Origin of the sequence: Novosphingobium sp. MD-1, assembly GCF_001014975.1 — a bacterium.
Taxonomy (GTDB): domain Bacteria; phylum Pseudomonadota; class Alphaproteobacteria; order Sphingomonadales; family Sphingomonadaceae; genus Novosphingobium.
Map to the genome: position 1 here is coordinate 102,968 of NZ_BBXA01000013.1, position 18,669 is coordinate 121,636.

An 18,669-nucleotide genomic window follows, 5' to 3' on the forward strand; every position below is an offset into this window, starting at 1 on the left:
GCGTTCCTGGGGAGAAACGACATGGCAGGTTACAAGCGCGCGCGGCAGGGCCGCGCGCTGTTCCGGGCGTCTGTGGCGATCGCGTCGATCGTTGCCGGCACCGCCGCGCACGCCGACGAAGCGGCCGATGCGCCCGATTCCATCACGGTCACCGGCCAGCGCCTGAGCACGGTGGCCGCGATCGAGGAGAAGAAGAAGGCCGACAACGTTATCGACATCATCTCGGCGGACAACCTGGGCAAGCTGCCCGACGCCAACGTGGCCGATGCGCTGGCCCGCATTCCCGGCCTGTCGGTGATCGTGAACCAGGACACGGGCGAGGGCGAATACGTCGCCATTCGCGGCCTTTCGGGCACGTACAACGCGGTCTACATCAACGGCGTGCGCGTGGCGCAGACCGATCCGGGCAGCCGCGATGTTTCGCTCACCGTGCTGCCCCCGAACGGCCTTGCCTCGATCCGCGTGACCAAGACGCTGACGCCCGACCAGGATGGTGACGGCATCGGCGGCTCGATCGATTTCCGCACGCCCACCGCGTTCGATTTCCAGAACGACCTGACGCTGCGCGCCTATGGCGCGGCCGGCTTCAACCAGCAGGCGAAGGATGCGGGCGAAGCGGCGGGCACCTATCAGGGCCAGCTCGATTTCGGCAAGCGCTTCGCCGACGGCCGCTTCGGCGTGTTCATCTCCGCCAACTACGGGATGAACCACGGCAACGGGCAGGAAACCGAAAACGACGGCGAATGGGAACCCTATCGCTGGCGCAAGGACAGCCAGGAGGCGATCGATCAGAGCAACATGCATCTGCCCGGCATCGATCTCGATTACCGCCGCCTGCAGCAGAAGCGCTATGGCGGGAACGTCTCGTTCGACTATCACGGCGATCACACGCAGCTTTACCTGCGCGGCCAGTATTCGCACCAGGAACAGCGCGGCACCAACGACGTGACCGACTACCGCAGCCGCAAGACTGCGCGGCTGACGCAGGTGAACATTAATGACACTACGCTGGTCCAGCCCGACAAGGCGGTGATCGGCACCGGCGCCAAGGGCCGCATCTACAGCTATACCACCAGCCAGATCGTCGATGCCGACGGTGATGGCGTGATTACCGATGCCGACCGCAATTCCAGCCAGTACTGGTCGCTCAACGGCCGTTCCGGGGTGTGGAACCCGCAGGCGTTCCAGTTCGCGCGCAACTTCTCGACGATCGACCAGAACCAGACGCTCTACACGATCGACCTGGGCGGCCACATCGACGCCGGTCGGCTCCAACTCGATTACGACGCCAGCTATTCGGGCGGTTCGCGCGCCACGCCGGAAAGCTATTCGATCAGCTACAACTGCGACAAGTGCACTTATCCGCTCAACGCGCAGGGGCTGGACTGGGTCTCGGCCGACCCGCGCTTTCCCCATGTCGACCTGACCGGACCCGCCGCTAATGTCGAACATGACTCGTCGCTGCTGCCGTTCGACGGGCTCAACGTATCGCGCGACCGCCAGAAGGACAGCCGCATCGCCTTCCGGTTCGATGCGCGCTATAATTTCGAAGGCAGCGTACTCGATTACGTGAAGGTCGGGGCCAAGTTCCTCCAGTCGAAGCGCCAGTACGATTACTATCCCGGCTACGGCGGCGATCTTTCGGGCACGCCGCTCGATGGCCTCAACCTCAAGCAGTCGGGGCTCGTCCAGAAGGAAGTGATGAGCGTGCTGGGCGGCCAGTACTATTACGGCGACGTGTTCAACCGCGACAAGGTGGTCGCCGCGATCAATGCCGCGATGAAGGCCAACGGCTTCACCGACAGCGGATCGCCCGATCTGACGCAGCGCAAGCGCGGCACCGAGCGCGTCTATGCCGCCTATGCCCTCGCTCATTTCCACTTTGACTCGCTGCAGGTGATCGCCGGCACGCGCTTCGAACGCCGCGAGACGCACAACGTCGGCTGGTCCGACGACAGTGCCGGCAGCGGCTTCATCGCGACCGACCGGGGCTACAACGTGCTGCTGCCCAGCGTGACCGCGATCTGGCGCCCCGACGACAAGAATGTCGTCCGCGCCGCGATCTGGACCGGCTATTCCCCGCCCGAATACGGGTTCATCGCCGCCAGCCAGTCGGTTTCGCGCAATTCCAAGGGCGAAGTGGTCGGCATCTCGCGCGGCAACCCGGACCTCAAGGCGGCGCGGGCGCTCAACCTCGATCTCTCGCTGGAAACCTATCCCGATGCCACCAGCATCGTTTCGGCGGGCGTGTACTACAAGCGCATCTCGAACTTCATTTTCACCGGCGGGAACGAGGTCAACGCCAACACTTCGGTCGGCACCGTCGTGATCGACCAACCACAGAACGGGCAGAGGGCGACGATCTACGGCGTCGAGCTGAACATCATCAAGGGGCTCCAGGGCATCACGCCACCGTTCGACGGCTTCGGCATCGAGGGCAACATCACCGTGCAGAAGTCCAGCGCGGAAACGGGCCTTGCCTATCGCGCCGGCAAGCCGATCCGCTTCGTCAACACGCCGCACCTGATCTATAACGCGGCGCTGACCTACCAGAAGTACGGCGTCGAGGCGAAGCTCTCGTACAACTATCGCGGCAAGTACATCGAATCGCTGCGCGACAACGCGGTCGACAAGTGGGTCCAGCCCAACCGCAGCCTCGATTTCCATTCGCGCTACAACTTCAACAAGCACTTCGCGCTGGACTTCGACGTGGGTAACATCCTGGGCGGGTGGAAATACTACACCACCAAGGGCGACAACCCGAGCTACCAGAAGGACTACATGGAGCCGGGCCGCACGTTCCTGTTCCGCGCCAGCTACGTGTACTGACCCACCCTTCCGGACCTGGCGCGGGGGCATCCCTCCGCGCCATCCACGCCGCCCGGCTCCCTCACTGGCCGGGCGGCGTTTTGTTGGCTGATGACCGCGCGCGGTGATGCAACCGCGCGCCAAGCCTCCGGGCGTCGATGATGTAAGCGCTTGCGCTCGTTCCGTTAGCGCGGTAGCCCGATGAAAAGAGGCCATCGCCAGTTCCGTTTCGCATGGCCTGCGGGAGAAGATCGTGATCCACACCGTTCTCGCCACGGGCGACCTTGCGATGGATCGCGATGACTATGACGCCTGTTTTGCGGGCACGGCCGATCTCCTGCAAAGCGCGGACATTGTGTTTGGCCAGCTTGAAACCAGCTTTGCCGAACGGGGCGTAAGGCTTCCGCAGGCGCGCCACGCCGTACTGGCCCGTCCCGAAGGCGCCGCAGCGCTTGGCCGGGCCGGGTTCGACGTGATCTCCATGGCCGGCAATCATGTGATGGACTGGGGCGCCGACGCCTTCTTCGAAACGCGCGGGCACCTGCAGGCGGCCGGCATCAGTGTGGTCGGTGCGGGGGCCAATATCGTCGAGGCGCGCCGCCCGGTGCTACGGCAGCTTCCTGACGGAACGCGCGTCGCCTTCCTCGCCTATTCCAGTATTCTGCCGCACAGCTATTGGGCGGACGAGCGCCGGCCGGGCTGTGCCCCGATGCGCGCCTTCACGGTCTACGAACAGATCGAACACGATCAGCCAGGCACGCCGCCGCGCACCCACACCTATCCCCATCGTGCCGATCTTGCCGCGATGGAGGCGGATATCCGCGCGGCGAAGCGCGAAGCGGATGTCGTGCTTGTTTCGCACCATTGGGGCATTCATTTCGTGCGCGCGGTGATCGCGGACTATCAGCGCGACGTTGCCCGTGCGGCGATCGCCGCGGGGGCTGATGCCATTTTCGGTGGCCATGCCCATATCCTGAAGGGCTGCGAGGTGATCGACGGCAGACCGGTATTCTATTCGCTGTGCAACTTCGCGACCGACCTGCGGATGGACCCTGCGCATGCGGCATCGAAGAGCTTCAATGAAATCCGCGTTCTGGCGGAGGAATGGGAGCCCGATTTCGACAGCCTTTACAATTTCCCCAAAGCCGCGCGCCTGTCGATGATCGCGCGGCTGGATATCGCCAATGGCCGGGTGCGGCAGGCCGGCTTCCTGCCCCTGGTGATTGGCCGCGACGCGGTACCGCGCGTGCCTGCGCCGGGGACCGCGGATTTCGCGGCGGTGGTCGATTACATGGCTGCGGTGACGGACGAGGCGGGGCTCAACGCGCGCTATCGCGTGGAAAGCGACATGGTCATCGTGGAAGCGGCGCAATGAGCGCGCGCCACCGTCGGTTGTCGCTGGCCGCTTTTCCGATGGAAGCCACGGTCTTCCTCTATCTGCTGGCCTATCTGCCGAACGTCATCGTCACGCGTCTGGTCACCTCGGTAACGCATCCCGGCCTGGGACGGCCGTTGACCGGGCTGGAAACGCTGCCGGCCTCGCTGATCATCAGCATGGTCCTGACGTGGGCGTTCATCTGGATTTCGGGATGGCACCGCGATGCCCACGCCGTGCGGGTGGCCGGCATGCGCTTGCCCGTGCCGACGCGTTATACGCTGCTTTCGGGGCTGGGGACCGCGCTCGTGCTGTTCACGGTGCCGCTGTCGTTCACGATCCGGGATGTGAGCATCCCGTTCATCCAGCTCATCATGCGCGGCGATGTCCTGGTTATCGCGCCGCTGGTGGACATGGTATTCGGACGCCGCGTACGCTGGTGGAGCTGGGCGGCGCTGGCCATGGTGCTGCTGGCCTTGCTCATCACCTTGACCGATCGGGGCGGCCTCAAGCTGCCGCCCATCGCGATCGTGACGGTCGTGCTCTACACCATCGGCTATTTCCTCCGGCTCGCAGTGATGACCAAGATTTCCAAGACCGGAGATGCCGCCTCAGTCCGACGCTACTTCGTCGAGGAAAAGATGATCGCGCTGCCCTTGTCGGTGGCAGCGCTCGCGCTGATGTCCGCGTCCGGCATCGGCGGCCAATCGGGCGAGCTTGCCTGGGGCTTCGTCAGTGTGTGGACGGACCCCGTGCTGTGGCCGCTGTTCTGGATCGGCTGCACGCTGACGTTGATTTCGGTGCTGGCGATCATGATCCTGCTGGATCCGCGCGAAAATGCCTATTGCGTGCCGCTGGAACGCGCCGCGAGCCTGGTCGCCGGGGTTGGCGGATCGGTTCTGCTCGCCTTGTTCTGGGGATTGAAGATGCCGCGCCCGGCCGAACTCGTGGGCGCCGGCATTCTGATCGCGGCGATCGTGTTGCTGTCCCTCGCCCCCCGGCTGGCGGCGCGATGATGGCGTCGCCCGAAACCGGCATCAGTGACACGCTGGCCCGGCACATCGCCGCGATGCGCTGGGACGGCTTGCCCGACGATGCGCGCGCCGCCGCCGCCCGCGCATGTCTGGACGCAACCGGGGTGATCTACGCCGCCAGTGGCCTTGCCCACGAAGCGCAGCCGTTCGTGACGCTGGCCGCGCGCGGTGGAGAGGGGCCGTGTAGCATTCTTGGTACCGGCATACGCGCCCTGCCGGTCGGCGCCGCCTTGGCGAATGGCGCCCTTGCCCATGCGGTTGATTACGAGGACGCGTTTGATCGCGCGCCGGCCCATCCCAACGCCTCGCTCGTCCCGGTGCTGCTGGCGCTGGCGCAGTCCGAAGGCCCGGTGGATGGCCGGCGCTTCCTGACGGCGCTGGCGGTCGGTGGCGACATCGCCTGCCGGATGGCGCTTTCGCTCAGGCAGCCCATGGAGGAGGGAGGATGGTATCCGCCCCCCATCGTCGCGGCCTACGGTGCCGCCGCCGGGGCGGCCAACCTGCTGGGGCTAAACGCCGAGCAGGTGAAGGACGCGCTGTCCATGGTCCTGTGTCAGGCAACCATGCCGGGCGAGATCAAACACAGCCGGAGGACGGTGCTGCGGGCGGTGCGCGAGGCCTTTCCCGCCCAGGCCGCGCTTACGGCGGTGCTACTGGCGAGAGAGGGGGTTGCGGGGTTCGAAGCCCCGCTGGAGGGCAGGGCCGGGTTTTACGCGCTTTACGCCGGTGGCGCCTTTTCGGCCGACGATCTTGCCGATCGGCTGGGCACGCATTTCTGGGGTACGGAACTGACGTTCAAGCCCTGGCCGAGTTGCCGGGGAACGCATCCGTTTATCGAAATGGCGCTTGATCTGCGCGGCCGGCACGGTTTTGCCCCGGCCGCAGTCGCCGGCATCGATGTGGAGGTCGATGAGGTGCAGCACATGCTGGTCGATCCGCTGGAGCGCAAGCAGACGCCGGCGGTCGCGATCGACGCGAAGTTTTCCATACCCTTTACGACGGCGCTGGCGCTGACAAGGGGTGGCGTCGGCCTCGACGATTTCGACGCCGACACGCTGGCCGACCCGCAGGTGCTGGCCCTATCGGCGCTGGTGCGGCCGCGTGTTGCGAAGGCGCCGGCCTGGCAGCGGGGCACCGGCGGGGCGATGGGCATCCGGCTCCACGATGGGACGTTCCTGGAGGCGATGGTACCCGATGCGCTGGGCTGCCCGGCGCGCCCGCTGCCGCCTGCGGCGCAGCATGCAAAGTTTGTCGATTGCCTTGCCCATGCCGCGTTGCCGCGTGGCCGGGATCAGGCGGAACGTCTGGCGGCCGCGATCCTCACGCTGGATCGTTGCGAAGACGTGGGCAGCCTGTTCGCGTAATCGTGCGCAAACCGCTTGCAGGCGGCGGTCCCGCGGGGCTGCCGCGCTATCGGCCGTGTTCAGAACAGCACGCGGATCTCCGCGCGGCGTTGCGATTGTCCGGGTAGCCCGTCCGCTTCCGGCTCGTCCGTGGGCAGGGCGCCCGTTTGCGCGCGGGTCTCCACGATCATGCCCGGCAGAAGCCGCCGCAGCGTTTCGGCGATGCTGGCGGCACGCGCGGCGGCAAGGCCGGCCGGCTCCGCGATAGTGCGGCCGGACACGGGCGTCGGATCGGTTGCGGCAAATCCGGTGACGACAAGCTTCCGGGGGTGAGCCGCGCGAATCCAGGTGACCGCGTTGTCGATCAGCCAGTCGTCGTACTGATAGACGAGGAAGTCGTTGCCGAACTCGAAATAGACCGGGAATGTGCGCTCGGCATAAGGGCCGGGCGGCACCTTGCGGGGCACGGACAGCGGATCGATGTTGCGGCGGGGCAGCTTGTAGCGCCGGCCCGCGTATCCTTCCGCCGGCAGCATGTGGCGCGGGCAGGGCGTATCCAGCCGCGAAGTCCGCACCGGGTCCAGCACCGTTGCACCGCACGGAGTGGGCGGATCGGCGGAAACGCGGCCTTCCACCAGCACTTCGCGGTTCCAGTCGGGTTTGTAGGGGCTTTGGCTCACGTCATAGCGGATCCCGCTTTCGCGGTCGTCCGCCAACCAGCAACCCGATTTGCGGCCGGAATCGGTATCACGATAGACGGGGCAGGCGATGAAGCGGACAAGTTCGCCCGCCTGTTGCGCCTGTGCCGACAACGGCGCCGCCAGCACGACGAACCATCCGGCTGCAATCGCGATCCTTTTCATCACAGCACGCTCATCAGGTTGACGAGATCCTGTTTCTCCTGCTCGGTATAGCCGATGGAGTAGCGACGCTCGTAATAGTCCACGATCCCTCGCAAGTCCTTTGCCAAGCCGTTGGAGAAGTACGGCGCGCGGGCGGACAGCCCCCGCATGGATTGCAGCGTGATCTTGCCGACATCGGCGCAGCGGCCACTGGTCAGCGCGAAGCCGGGATCATAGGTGTAGATGACCCGGCCATAATGCGGGTGCGGCGCTTTCAGGCAGGTGACCTTGAACAGCGGCAGATCGGCCCAGGGATCGGCGAAGGGCAGCGTCGTCGTGCCGAGGTCGACCTGCCCCGGCGCCACATCGTTCCCCATCTGGCTCATGTTGTGACAGAACACGCACGAATTGCGCACCGGATTGCCGAAGCCGATGCGGGAATTGATGCCGGCCGTGTCGGTGATGAGAAACATCTTTTCGCGAAACACGCGCGCGCCACGGGCTACGGACTGGCGGAAGGCCAGTTGCTGTGGCGTCAGCGTGCGCGCATCTTCCGCGCTGATCTTTTCCCACCCCGTGAATTCGCTCCATACCGGTTCCCCGATGCTGCCAAGCGCGCCGGGCTGCGAATCCCGCAAACGCGCCGGCCCGGCCCGGGCGCCGGTCGTATCGACAGCACCGCCGGCCTTGCTCGCTTGCTGCGCGGTGAAGATGCGCAGTTCGAAATCCTCGATCCGCCTGCGCTGCTCGGGCGTCAGCCGGCGCAGCATCTGCAGGTGGCTAGCCGCCGCGTCTTCCATCTGGATGCGCAGGTTGCCGGCGCGGTTGTCCGCCATGAGATTGCCGGATTCGGGCTTGCCCGTATCGGGATCGAGCGGCAGCGCGTAGCCTTGCTTGGGATCATAGGGAAAGCCGACCGCCAGCAGGTATTTCATGTTGGCGACCGGGCGCGGCCGGCGATAGACCGAGATCCTGCCCGCCGCGGGGCCGTAGTGCGGACCGCTGTTGCAGCCGTTCGGATCGCGCACCACGTCGATCGAGAAGTCCGGCGTCACCGGCTGGCCATTGAACTGCCGCACCGGCCACGGGCGTTCGATGCGGATCAACCCCCGTTCCAGCAGCAGCGAATGCGATGCCCGTTCCGCCTGCGGCAACGTGGGGCAGTTCGAGCCGTCGTAGGCCGCGAACAAGGGGTCCTTGCCGCCAGTGCGCTCCCATTGCCGCCGGGCGCTTTCGGCAGACAGGCTCATGGCATCGGCCGGCTGGTGGCAGGTCACGCAGGCGCGGCCGTTAGGGCCGAGGGGCTCGAAGAACGGGTGGTCCTTCGTCGGCATCGGACCGCCGACAAGCAGCGCGCGCAACGTGCCGTTGGCGTTGTCGTAGTCCAGTTCGGCCGGAAACACCCGGCCTTCGCCCGGTGCCCACCAGCGGTCCGGCGCATCGCCGCCCCGCGCACCTGCCGATAGGGCAAGCGTCAGGACGGCGATTGCGGGCAGGACGTGGTGGAACCGGATGGACTTGAACACGGTGCGCATCACGTCCGTCCGTTGCCGTCAGTTGCCGATCTCGACCTTGATGCGCAGGCCGTAGGTGCGCGGGGCGCCATAGATGATGCCGCCGTCCGCGCTCGAGCTGTTCTGGATCTGCGTGGCGATGTAGGTCTTGTTGGTCAGGTTGTTGACGAAGGCTTCCAGCTTGTACTTCTTGCCCAGGTCGAACGTCAGGCGCGCGTCGAAGATGTCGCGTCCGGGAACCAGGGTGTTCACGCTGGGGAAGGGCGTGGCATTCTGCCGCGACAGATGCGACCACTGGATGCGCGGCGTCACGTCCACGCCCGCCAGCGCGAGCGTGTATTGCGCGCCGGCATTGACCGTCCATTTCGGAGAGAAGGGCAGCACCCGTCCCTTGGGCACGAAGCGCAGGTTGGTGGGGCAGCCGGGATCGGTGCCGGCCGCGTTGGTATCGGAGATGCAGGCCGAATTGTTGAACTTGGCATCGAGATAGCCGACGCCGGCGTTGGCCGCGAAGCCGCCGAACTGGGCGGTCAGTTCGAGTTCACCGCCCTTGGAGCGCCCCGCCAGCGCGTTCTGTGTGGTGGGCAGGCCGCCGACAAGGCTCGACAGCTGGATGTCCTTGTAGTCCGAATAGAAAACGTCGCCGTTCACGCGCAAGTGGCGGTCGAGGACTTCCGTCTTGAAACCGAGCTCGTAGACGAAATTGCGCTCGGGCTTGAAGTTGGGCGTGTTGGGCGTGAGGTTGACGCCGCCCGCCTTGTAGCCCTTCGACGCGGTCAGGTAGATCAGCCCGTTGCCGTTGAAGTGATAGTTGACGCCAACCTTGCCGGTCAGCTGGCTCGAGGCCTGTTGGCTGACGAAGGGCAGGGTAAAGCCGGCGCCCGGAACGGCAAAGCGGGTGTAGACCTGCTTGTCCCAGCTGTAGCGCGCGCCCGCGAGCAGTTCGATCTGCGGCGTCACGTAATAGTTGATCTGCCCGAAGATCGATTGCGAGGTGTTCTTGGCGGTGGTGATGATGCTGCTGTTCGATTGCAGCAGCTGCGTGGTGTTGCGGTTATCGCGCAGCAGCGTCACCGGAACGGTCTCGTCCATCACGAACGCGCCCAGCACCCACTGGAACGGGCCCTTGCCGGTCGAAAGCAGGTTCACTTCGCCGATCAGCGTCTTGAAGCGCGTATCGCCGTTGCTGACCCGGCCCGGGAAGCGCGCGGTGTTGGCGCCGGATGTCGGCAGGTTGGCCGGAACCGGCAGCGCGGTTGCGGTGCGGTCGCCGTCGGTCTGGTCGTGCGTGAAGCCGTCCTGCCACGAAACGAGCCCGCGCGCCTGCACGGTGTCGGCCACGTCGTAGCGCGCCTCGGCCGAAATCCGGTAGCCGGCCTGGTTCTGGAACGAGGGGGCGTCTTCCTCAATCACGAACGGGTTGGAGGAGACCGCGTCGTTCCGGTTCTTCACGGCGTTGTTGTCGGTCCGCACGTCGAAATATTCGCCGCGCACGTTGACGTTCAGCTTTCCATCCATGCCGCGCAGGCGCAGGTTGGCGCGGATCGCGTCCATGTTGAGGTTGCCGGGCTGGCTCAGGGCGTTGGCGGCGATGTTCCGCGTGTAGCTGTCACGCTGTTCGTGGACGTAGGCGACGCGCAGGGCAACGTCCTCTCCGCCGATATTGGCGGCCACGACGGCGCGATAGCGATCATAATTGCCCGCGGTGAAATCGCCCACCGCGAAATTGCTGCCGAACTCGGGCTCGGGCGTGCGGACGTAGACCGCGCCACCGGTTGAATTCTGGCCGGTCAGCGTGCCCTGCGGGCCGCGCAGCACCTCGATCGAACCGATGTCGAAGAAGCTCTGGCCGATGAACTGTTCGTGCGGGATCAACTGGCCGTCGATGTAATAGGCGACGCCCGGGTTGGATGTGGGGGCGGACTGCGCGATGCCGACGCCGCGGATATTGATGAACGTCGATCGGTTGAAGGTGTTGATCGCCACCGATGGCGCCACCTGCTGCATGTCGTTGAGGTTCGACACGCCCTTCCTCTGCAGATCCTCGCCCGACAGGACCGTTGCCGAAATGGGCACATCCTGCAGGCTTTGCGTGCGGCGTTCGGCGGTCACGACGATGGTCTGCAGCGCGCCGTCGTCCTGCGGGCTGTCGGCCGTCTGGGCCAGCGCGGGGAGCGAAACGCTGCAAAGAAGGATGGACAACGCAGGGCGCGCCGCACGTGCGATGGTGGTCATGGTTTCCTCACCCTCATGAGAATTGTTTGTGGCGTTGGCCGATAACGCATATGTAAGCCCTTGCATAGATGCTTTGTCACGCCGTAGACCCGATAGCGTCCGTCAGCGCGCGCGATTGCGTCGTTCGTGTGCCGACAGGAGGCGTGAAAGCGCGCAGCAGAACGCAAAGGCGGTTGTCAGCAGCAGCGCCAACGCCAGCCGTAACGGGGTTACCGGGGCGAACAGGCCGAGGATTGCCATGGCGCAGCCGCTGGCAAGCATCTGCGTCGCCCCGGCGAGGCTGGCCGCGGTTGCCGCGAGCCCTTCCTCCGCAAAGATCGCGGCATGGATCGCGGCCGGTCCGATCATGCCGGAGGCCACGCCCAGCAACATCATCGGGGCGACGAGTGGCACCGGTCCGATGATCCCGCGGTAGGCCAGCCATGTGGCAAGCAATGTTCCACCCAGAGCGATCGCTGTGCCTGCCAGCAGCGCATCGCCGCGGCGCTCGGTCAGGCCGACCAGGCGCGTTCCGGCGATGCCGGCGCCCGCGATGGCAAGCAGCGCCGTGCCCGTTTGCGCCGGGGTCAGTCCGAACTGGCGGATCAGCAGGAAAGGAGCGCTTCCCAGAAACATGTAGAGGCTGCTGCTGGCGCAGGCGAGACTTCCCGTCGCCAGCAGAAATCCCGGGTTCGACAGGAGTCGGGCATACCCTTTGAGAAGCCTCGCGGAACTGGCCGACGGATGGGCGGTGGAGGAGCCGCTGGCAGGCGCACCGGTCCTGTCCCGCGTTTCCGGAAGCAGAAGCCACGATGACGCGAACGAGGCGCCGCCCACCAGCGCCAGCATTCCCAGGATCATGCGCCACCCGCTGTGAGTCACAATGAGTCCCCCGATAACGGGCGAGATTGCCGGGGATAGCAGGACGATCGTCATCAGCGTGGCCTGCCTGCTTGCGGCTTCCGCGCGATCGAACAGATCGCCCACCATGACGCGCGATGCCACGACTCCGGCCGCTCCACCCATCGCCTGCAGCAGCCGCGCGCCAAGCAGCATTGGGAAGTTCGCGGCAAGCGCGCCGGCTGCCGCGCCCAGCATGTAGCAGGCCAGGCCCAGCAGGAGAACGGGGCGGCGGCCCCAGCGATCGGCAACCGGCCCCGCGATCAACTGGCCGCAGGCAAGGCCGCCGAGATAGACGCTCACAACTTGCTGGGCGCGTGCGGGATTCAGGCCCAGTTCGCCGGCCAGCACTGGCAGGGCCGGCACCAGCATGTGGATCGCCATCGATCCGAGCGCGGCCACGCTCGCCAGGATGGCGATCGTAGGCAGGCCGTGGCGGCCCCGGCCTGACCGTTCACGCAGCGGCCTGTGCGCGCGCGGCGACCGTCCGGGCGATGAGCGTCAGGCTGGCGCACAATGCCGCGATGCCGACCAGCAGGAGCGTCGGCGGCGTGAACGAGCCGGTTGTTTCCTTCAGGTATCCCATCATGGGGGGCACGGTGGCTCCGGCAAGGCTGCCGGCCATGTTGATGACGACGATGCCCATTGGCAGGCTTGCGGGCTTCAGCATCCGCGTCGGTATTGCCCAGAATGCCGCGACCGTGCAGCCGGTGCATGCGCCCCCGATGATCAGCGCGATCAGTCCGGGCAGGCTGGCGCCGGCCCAATCGGCAACAAGCAGGCCGAGTCCGCCGAAAAGTGCGGGCACGGCGACGTGGAGATAGCGTTCTCCCGTCTTGTCCGAATGGCGCGCATTGAGGACCAGGCCGATGCCGCTGGCCGCCCACGGTAGCGCGACGACCAGCCCCGTGGCGCCGGCGCTCAGGCCTGAAAGGCCTTTCACGATCTGCGGCAGCCAGAACATGATCCCGTAGTTGGAAGCCAGGATGCAGAACCAGATGGCGCAGCACAGCCAGCCGACCGGATCGCGCAGCACCGCCCAGCGCGCGCCGGTGGCGTGCGCGTCCGGCATGGCGCCAGGCTTCGACGCGCCTTTGATGTTGCCGCGGATCCACGCGCGTTCCTCGGGCGTAAGCCAGCGGGCATCGTCCGGCGAATCCGGGAAATGCAGCCATGCGAATGCCGCAAGCGCGAGGGCCGGGAGCGCTTCGGCCAGGAACATCAGGCGCCAGCTTGCCATCCCAAGCGGGTGATCCAGATCGAGAAGCAACCCGGAAACCGGCGCGCCGATGACCTGGGCCACCGAGATGGATGTGATGGGGATGGCGAGGATCGATGCACGGTACCGCTCGGGTGCCCACTGGCTCAGATAGAGCATCGTGCCCGACGAAAGGCCACCTTCGGCGAAACCGATCAGCACGCGCAGGCCATACAGTTGCCATTCGGTGGAGATCATCGCCATCGCGCAGGACGCCAGCCCCCACGCGGCGGTTATCGCCGTGAGCCAGCGGCGCATCCCGATGGCCTCGTACAGCAGCACGCTGGGATATTTCGCCAGCATGTAGCCCACGAACAGGACGCCGGCGCCGAAGCCGTACTGGGTGCCCGACAGGCCGAGGGCGCGGTTCATATCGAGGGCGGCAAACCCCACGTTCGTGCGGTCTATCGCGCCCATCAGCACATAGAACGCCGCCGGGACGACCAGATGCAGCAGTACCTTGCGACCCACCGATCGTTCAACGGCGGGCACGCCCTGCGCTTCGTGGTGCTGTTTCACGCATTCTCCCCATTTTATCGGCGGCATCGGTGTCCGTGAGGGGCGATGATAGCGCTTGCATATGCATTCGTCGATACTTATGCATCGCGCCATGAAAACCACCGTTCCGCAGGATTTCGATCCAGAAAAGCCCGAGGACTTCGACAGCGCGCATCGCGAATATGCGCGTTTGCGACGGGAATGTCCGGTGGCGCACACCGATGGCCTGGGTGGCTTCTGGGCGTTGACGCGTTATGACGATGTCAAGCGTGCGGCCTCGGATTCTTCCACGTTCATCACGTCTGTGCAGAACGTGGTGCCCAAGGTGGCGTACACGGGCCGCCGGCCTCCGCTTCACCTCGACCCGCCCGAGCACACGCCCTATCGTAAGGCTCTTAATCCGCTGCTTTCGCTGGAAAAATCGGAAGCTTACGCGGACAAGGCGCGGGCGCTGGCGCAGCGGCTGCTGACCCCCATGGTCGCGAAGGGTGGCGGCGACATCTGCGTCGAATTTTCCAGCTATCTGCCGGTCCATATCTTTGGCGAATGGATGCGCATGCCCGATGCCTGGCTCGATACCCTGCATGACGCGGGCCGGGCCTTCATCCTGGCGGTTCATTCCAACACGCCGGAGCGGATGAAGGAAACCAGCTTGCGCCTGTATGAAATGGCGCGCGGGCTGATCGCCATCCGGCGCGAGCAGCCGCAGGACCCCGAAATCGACCCGACGAGCGCGCTGCTGGCCGCGCGGCACGAGGGTGAGCCTTTCCCCGAGGAACTGCTGGTCGGCACGGTGCGTCAGGTTCTGGTGGTCGGCATGGTCGCGCCGATGGTGATGATCGGCAACATCTGCGTCCATCTTTCGCGGGACCCGGAGTTGCAGCAGCAATTGCGGGCGGACCCTTCGCTGATTCCGGCCGCGATCGAGGAATTCCTGCGCCTTTACACACCCTATCGCGGCTTTGCGCGCACCGCCGTGTGCGACGTGGAAATGGGCGGACGGACGATTCCGGCAAACGAGGCCATCGCGCTCGTCTATGCTTCCGCCAACCGGGACGAGGAGGTGTTCCCCCAAGGCGACACGTTCATCCTCGACAGGCCCAACATCGCCCAGCACCTCGCCTTCGGGCGGGGGCCGCACAATTGCCCCGGCGTGCACCTGGGCCGGATGCAACTGCGCGTGGCGCTGGAGGAGATCCTCGGTGCGACGAACAGCTTTTCGCTCGATGGTCCGGTAACCGTGAGCCGCTGGCCGGAAATCGGTGCGCTTTCCGTTCCCTTGCGCTTCGCGTAACGCGATTGCGCACCGGGGGCGGGGCGGGCTAGGCAAGGCGGATGAACGACGTTCCCGGCCGATCACCCACGCTAGACGATGTCGCCGCGCATGCCGGGGTTTCGACGGCGACCGTCAGCCGCTTCGTGAACAATCCGTCGGTGGTTGCGCCCGCAACCGCCGACCGCATCCGCGCGGCGATCGCCGCCACCGGCTATATTCCCAACCTGCTCGCCGGGGGGCTTGCGTCCAGCAAGTCGAAAATGGTCGCGGTGCTGATCCCTTACCTGACGGACTCGATTTTCAACGACACGATCCAATCGATGGTGGAAGAACTGTCGGGAGCGAGCACTACCGTCATGCTCGGGCTTACGGGCGTGTCGGCCCGGCGCACCGAGGATCTCATTCGCGCGGCGTTGAGCCGCAGGGTGGATGCGATCATCTTTACCGGCCCGGTCACGCCCGAAGTCGAAGCGATGGTCCGCCGGTCGCCTGCCTTGTTCATCGAAGTGTGGGATCTGCCCAAAGAGCCCATCGGCCTTGCGGTCGGATTCTCGCACGAGGCGGCGGGGCGCGATGTGGCGCGCTTCCTGATGTCGCGCGGTTACCGCCGGCCGCATCTGGTGACGGCCAGCGGCACGCGCGCGCAGATGCGGCGCGATGGCTTTTTCGCCGAATGGCCGGCCGCCGAGGGCAGCGCTCTCACGGAATCGAGTGTGGAGGTTCCTTCGCGGTTTGGTCATGCGCGCCGCATCTTCGCCGAAATCCGGCGCTTGCCGGACATGCCCGACGTGGTGGTTTGCGGTTCGGACTATTTGGCGCAGGGAATCATCGTCGAGGCAATGGCGGCCGGATTGCGCGTGCCCGAGGATATTGCCGTGGTGGGTTTCGGCAACAGTTCGATCGCGGGGGAAATGCGGCCGACGATCACGTCGGTCGAAGTCGATGGCGCGCGGATCGCGCGCGAAGCCATCGCCGCGATCCGCAAGCATGGCAGCGGCGAGCCATTGCGGGAACGCTGGATCGACGTGGGATTTCGCCTGATCGCCCGCGAAAGCGCCTGAAGGCGGAGGGGGGCAGGGCCGCGTCGCCGCGCCTACCGGTAAAATTCGCTTTCGATCTTGGAAAGCGTGACGAAGCCGTCCTCGATATGCCTGCGCATGGCCTGTTCGCTGGCATCCGCATCCCCGGCAAGCAGCAGTTTCACCATGTTCTGGTGGTCCGCGTTCGCGGTGCGCAGACGTTCGTCGTCGTAAAAGCTTTCGAACAGCAGGCGATGGATGGGCACGTTCAATCGCTGGAGAAGGTCGGCAATCACCGAATTGCCGGAACCTTCGACGATCAGCCGGTGCCATTCCACGTTCAGCCGTCCGAAGCGTTCGGGCGCCCGATCTTCCACGCAGCGGTCGAGGGCATCCTGAACGGCGCACAGCCGCTCTTTCTGCTCCGGCGTTGCCTGTCGCGCGAAATCGCCGGCGCAAATGCCTTCCAGCGCGACGCGCGCGCGATAGATCTGGCGTACTTCTTCCAGACTGGCATTCTTGACCGACGCGCCGCGAAATTCCTCGATCTGGACCAGGCCTTCGCCTTCCAGCCGCTGCAAGGCCTCGCGCACTTTCGATCGGCTGGCGCCGGTCTGCCGGATGATGTCGACTTCCACGAGCCGCTGGCCGGGGACGAAACGGCCAGCCCGGATGCGATCGCGGACCCAGTCGGCGATTTCGGACCCGGTGGGGGCCCGGAGAGACGGATTTTCGACCATATCCGTCGTTTTCCAACCCCGGACAATATTGTCAACAATATTGTGATCGATTTTTCCGTTGCCTGCGGCGTCGGGATCGCCGATCAAATTGTCAACAATTTGGAGAGGCGCCATGCAGGCGATTCGGTGGGTAGCGGTGGCGGCAGCAGCCGCAATTGCGGTGCCCGGCAACGCTGCCGACTATCCTGACGTACAGCGCAGCTCGCTTTATGTGCCCGTTCGCGATGGCACACGCCTTGCCGTGAACATCTATCGTCCGGCGGGCGGCGGCGGGGTGGAAAGTGCGCCGCTACCGGTGATTTTCGTGTTCACGCCATACCGTGCCCGCTTCGTTGGACAGGACGGCAAGGTCAACGAGGTGGCGTTGAATGATCGGATGGCGCTCCGGTCGCTCATCGCGGCGGGCTATGTCGTCGCCGTGGCCGACATCCGCGGCAAGGGCGCGTCTTTCGGCAGCCGCCATGGTTTCCAGGACCGGACGGAAGCCCGGGACGGGTACGATCTGGTGGAATGGCTGGCGCACCAGCCGTTCTCCACGGGCAAGGTCGGCATGATCGGCTGTTCGTATCTGGGCGGGGCTACGTTTCACACCGCCACCACGGTGCCGCCATCGCTCAAGGCGGTTTTCATCGGCGCCTCGGATCTCGACAAGTATGCGTTCGTCAAGCGAGGCGGCATAACCGCGCAGTTCAACACGCGGCCGGACGAACCGCTGAGCGAGGATCTGGCAAGCGTCCCGGTCGATGCCGACGCCAACGGCATGCAATTGAAGGCCGCCGTCGCCCAGCATGCGGCCAACACGCCGATGGCAGCCCTGTGGTATGGCATGCCCTATCGCGACAGTGTTTCGCCGCTGACCGGCAATGCCTTCTGGAACGAAGCCAGCGTCTACAACTATATGGGCGCCATCCGGCGGGCCGGTATCGCCACCTACTTCTGGAGCAACTGGCAGGACGAACCGACCGCGCAATCGATTCTGAGCGCGGCCAACCTCCCCGGCGCGAAGTTCCTGGCTGGTCCCGGCAGTCATTGCGTGCCGCCGCCGGGGTTCGATTTCACCGGCGAAGTCCGCCGCTACTTCGACCATTACCTCAAGGGCGTCGACAACGGCATCGAGCGCGAGCCGCGCGCGACCTACTGGGTGGAAGGCCTGGAGGGGAAGGGCGGGTATGTCCGTTCCCGGTCCTTGCCGGGCGAGGGCGTGAAGCCCGTCTCATGGTTCCTGGACGGAGGCAGAAGCGGCTCTGCCCGGTCGGTCAACGATGGCGTGCTGGCTTCCACGCCGGCCAATCGCGGCACCGATCGCTTCACGGTGCGCTATGACCTGCCCGACCCGGACTACTTCGCTTTCTGGGCCAGGCCCATGGATGACAAGGGACTGAGCTACACCAGCGCACCTTTGACCCGTGCGATGAAGCTGGTCGGCTATCCGGTGGTGCGCCTGAAGGTTTCGGCCGACAAGCCGGATGCCAACGTGTTCGTCTATCTGGATGAAGTGGCCGCTGACGGCAAGGTCGAGGTCGTCTCGTTCGGCCGGCTGGCGCTGTCGCACCGCAAGCTGGCCGCCGCCCCTTACAACACGCTGGGCCTGCCGTGGCATTCCGGCCTGCAGCGCGACGTGGCGCCGCTGCCGGTGGGGCAGCAGGCCGATCTGGCGATCGACCTTACACCGGTTTCACGGATCGTGCCGGCCGGCGCGCGGTTGCGCGTGACGATCGCCGGCGCGGATCCGCGCCAGCGCAATCTCAAGCAGATCATGCAGACGCCAGCGCCCGTCATCGCCGTCGAACGCGGCGGGCGCGGGACGTCGTGGATCGACCTGCCAGTCGCCGATTGAGCATCATTGGA

The 18,669-nt window shown here is 65.6% G+C and carries 13 protein-coding genes; 7 read left to right on the plus strand and 6 right to left on the minus strand.

Translation table 11 applies throughout. The annotated features are described in order from the left end of the window. The first annotated feature begins 21 nt into the window (after window positions 1-21). The 4 genes from NMD1_RS01110 (at window position 22) to NMD1_RS01125 (ending at window position 6,581) form a co-directional block, all read left to right on the plus strand. Window positions 22-2,829 carry a TonB-dependent receptor gene (locus tag NMD1_RS01110; protein ID WP_125953255.1) on the plus strand — a complete coding sequence of 936 codons (2,808 nt, stop codon included), beginning with the start codon at window positions 22-24 and terminating at the stop codon, window positions 2,827-2,829. Window positions 2,830-3,061: 232 nt separating this feature from the next. Further along, complete coding sequence (locus NMD1_RS01115) at window positions 3,062-4,183, plus strand: CapA family protein (protein WP_125953256.1); 1,122 nt, start codon at window positions 3,062-3,064, stop codon at window positions 4,181-4,183. After that, window positions 4,180-5,199, plus strand: a complete 1,020-nt coding sequence (locus NMD1_RS01120; RefSeq protein WP_125953257.1) for a hypothetical protein — start codon at window positions 4,180-4,182, stop codon at window positions 5,197-5,199. Before NMD1_RS01115 ends, NMD1_RS01120 begins: the two co-directional genes overlap by 4 nt. Continuing rightward, window positions 5,196-6,581, plus strand: coding sequence for an MmgE/PrpD family protein (locus NMD1_RS01125; RefSeq protein WP_233497271.1), 1,386 nt, complete (start codon window positions 5,196-5,198; stop codon window positions 6,579-6,581). Before NMD1_RS01120 ends, NMD1_RS01125 begins: the two co-directional genes overlap by 4 nt. Before the next feature lie 59 nt (window positions 6,582-6,640). On the opposite strand, the gene NMD1_RS01130 is transcribed toward NMD1_RS01125, so the two are convergent. From NMD1_RS01130 to NMD1_RS01150, 5 genes are all read right to left on the minus strand, one after another. Further along, on the minus strand, window positions 6,641-7,423 hold the full coding sequence (locus tag NMD1_RS01130) for a hypothetical protein (RefSeq protein ID WP_125953258.1): 783 nt from the start codon (window positions 7,421-7,423) through the stop codon (window positions 6,641-6,643). Next, a complete protein-coding gene (locus NMD1_RS01135) occupies window positions 7,423-8,937 on the minus strand; it encodes a hypothetical protein (protein ID WP_125953259.1) in 1,515 nt (504 codons plus the stop codon). The genes NMD1_RS01130 and NMD1_RS01135 overlap by 1 nt, the downstream gene beginning before the upstream one ends. 18 nt (window positions 8,938-8,955) lie before the next feature. Further along, complete coding sequence (locus NMD1_RS01140; RefSeq protein WP_125953260.1) at window positions 8,956-11,151, minus strand: TonB-dependent receptor; 2,196 nt, start codon at window positions 11,149-11,151, stop codon at window positions 8,956-8,958. A gap of 102 nt (window positions 11,152-11,253) precedes the next feature. Then, on the minus strand, window positions 11,254-12,432 hold the full coding sequence (locus NMD1_RS01145) for an MFS transporter (RefSeq protein WP_233497272.1): 1,179 nt from the start codon (window positions 12,430-12,432) through the stop codon (window positions 11,254-11,256). 52 nt (window positions 12,433-12,484) lie between these two features. Then, the gene (locus NMD1_RS01150; protein WP_233497273.1) at window positions 12,485-13,807 is read right to left on the minus strand and encodes an MFS transporter; all 1,323 of its coding nucleotides are present in this window, start codon (window positions 13,805-13,807) and stop codon (window positions 12,485-12,487) included. 91 nt (window positions 13,808-13,898) lie between these two features. Between NMD1_RS01150 and NMD1_RS01155 the strand changes: the two genes are divergently transcribed. Then, window positions 13,899-15,080, plus strand: coding sequence for a cytochrome P450 (locus NMD1_RS01155; RefSeq protein ID WP_233497274.1), 1,182 nt, complete (start codon window positions 13,899-13,901; stop codon window positions 15,078-15,080). A 41-nt stretch (window positions 15,081-15,121) separates the two neighbouring features. Beyond that, on the plus strand, window positions 15,122-16,123 hold the full coding sequence (locus NMD1_RS01160) for a LacI family DNA-binding transcriptional regulator (protein ID WP_125953262.1): 1,002 nt from the start codon (window positions 15,122-15,124) through the stop codon (window positions 16,121-16,123). Between the two features lie 32 nt (window positions 16,124-16,155). Here the strand turns inward: NMD1_RS01160 and NMD1_RS01165 are convergent, their stop codons facing one another. Further along, window positions 16,156-16,992: a GntR family transcriptional regulator gene (locus tag NMD1_RS01165; RefSeq protein WP_233497275.1), complete on the minus strand. Its 837-nt coding sequence runs from the start codon at window positions 16,990-16,992 to the stop codon at window positions 16,156-16,158. On the opposite strand from NMD1_RS01165, the gene NMD1_RS01170 reads away from it, so the two are divergent. Continuing rightward, window positions 16,934-18,658, plus strand: a complete 1,725-nt coding sequence (locus NMD1_RS01170) for a CocE/NonD family hydrolase (RefSeq protein ID WP_125953263.1) — start codon at window positions 16,934-16,936, stop codon at window positions 18,656-18,658. The two genes, NMD1_RS01165 and NMD1_RS01170, sit on opposite strands and share 59 nt — an antisense overlap. Window positions 18,659-18,669: the final 11 nt, after the last annotated feature.

Excerpts from the sequence above, each read along its gene's own strand:
- NMD1_RS01110 (WP_125953255.1), top strand. The coding sequence starts at position 22 with ATGGCAGGTTACAAGCGCGCGCGGCAGGGCCGCGCGCTGTTCCGGGCG.
- NMD1_RS01120 (WP_125953257.1), top strand. The coding sequence starts at position 4,180 with ATGAGCGCGCGCCACCGTCGGTTGTCGCTGGCCGCTTTTCCGATGGAA.
- NMD1_RS01125 (WP_233497271.1), top strand. The coding sequence starts at position 5,196 with ATGATGGCGTCGCCCGAAACCGGCATCAGTGACACGCTGGCCCGGCAC.
- NMD1_RS01130 (WP_125953258.1), bottom strand. The coding sequence starts at position 7,423 with ATGAAAAGGATCGCGATTGCAGCCGGATGGTTCGTCGTGCTGGCGGCG.
- NMD1_RS01135 (WP_125953259.1), bottom strand. The coding sequence starts at position 8,937 with ATGCGCACCGTGTTCAAGTCCATCCGGTTCCACCACGTCCTGCCCGCA.
- NMD1_RS01140 (WP_125953260.1), bottom strand. The coding sequence starts at position 11,151 with ATGACCACCATCGCACGTGCGGCGCGCCCTGCGTTGTCCATCCTTCTT.
- NMD1_RS01155 (WP_233497274.1), top strand. The coding sequence starts at position 13,899 with ATGAAAACCACCGTTCCGCAGGATTTCGATCCAGAAAAGCCCGAGGAC.
- NMD1_RS01160 (WP_125953262.1), top strand. The coding sequence starts at position 15,122 with ATGAACGACGTTCCCGGCCGATCACCCACGCTAGACGATGTCGCCGCG.
- NMD1_RS01170 (WP_125953263.1), top strand. The coding sequence starts at position 16,934 with ATGCAGGCGATTCGGTGGGTAGCGGTGGCGGCAGCAGCCGCAATTGCG.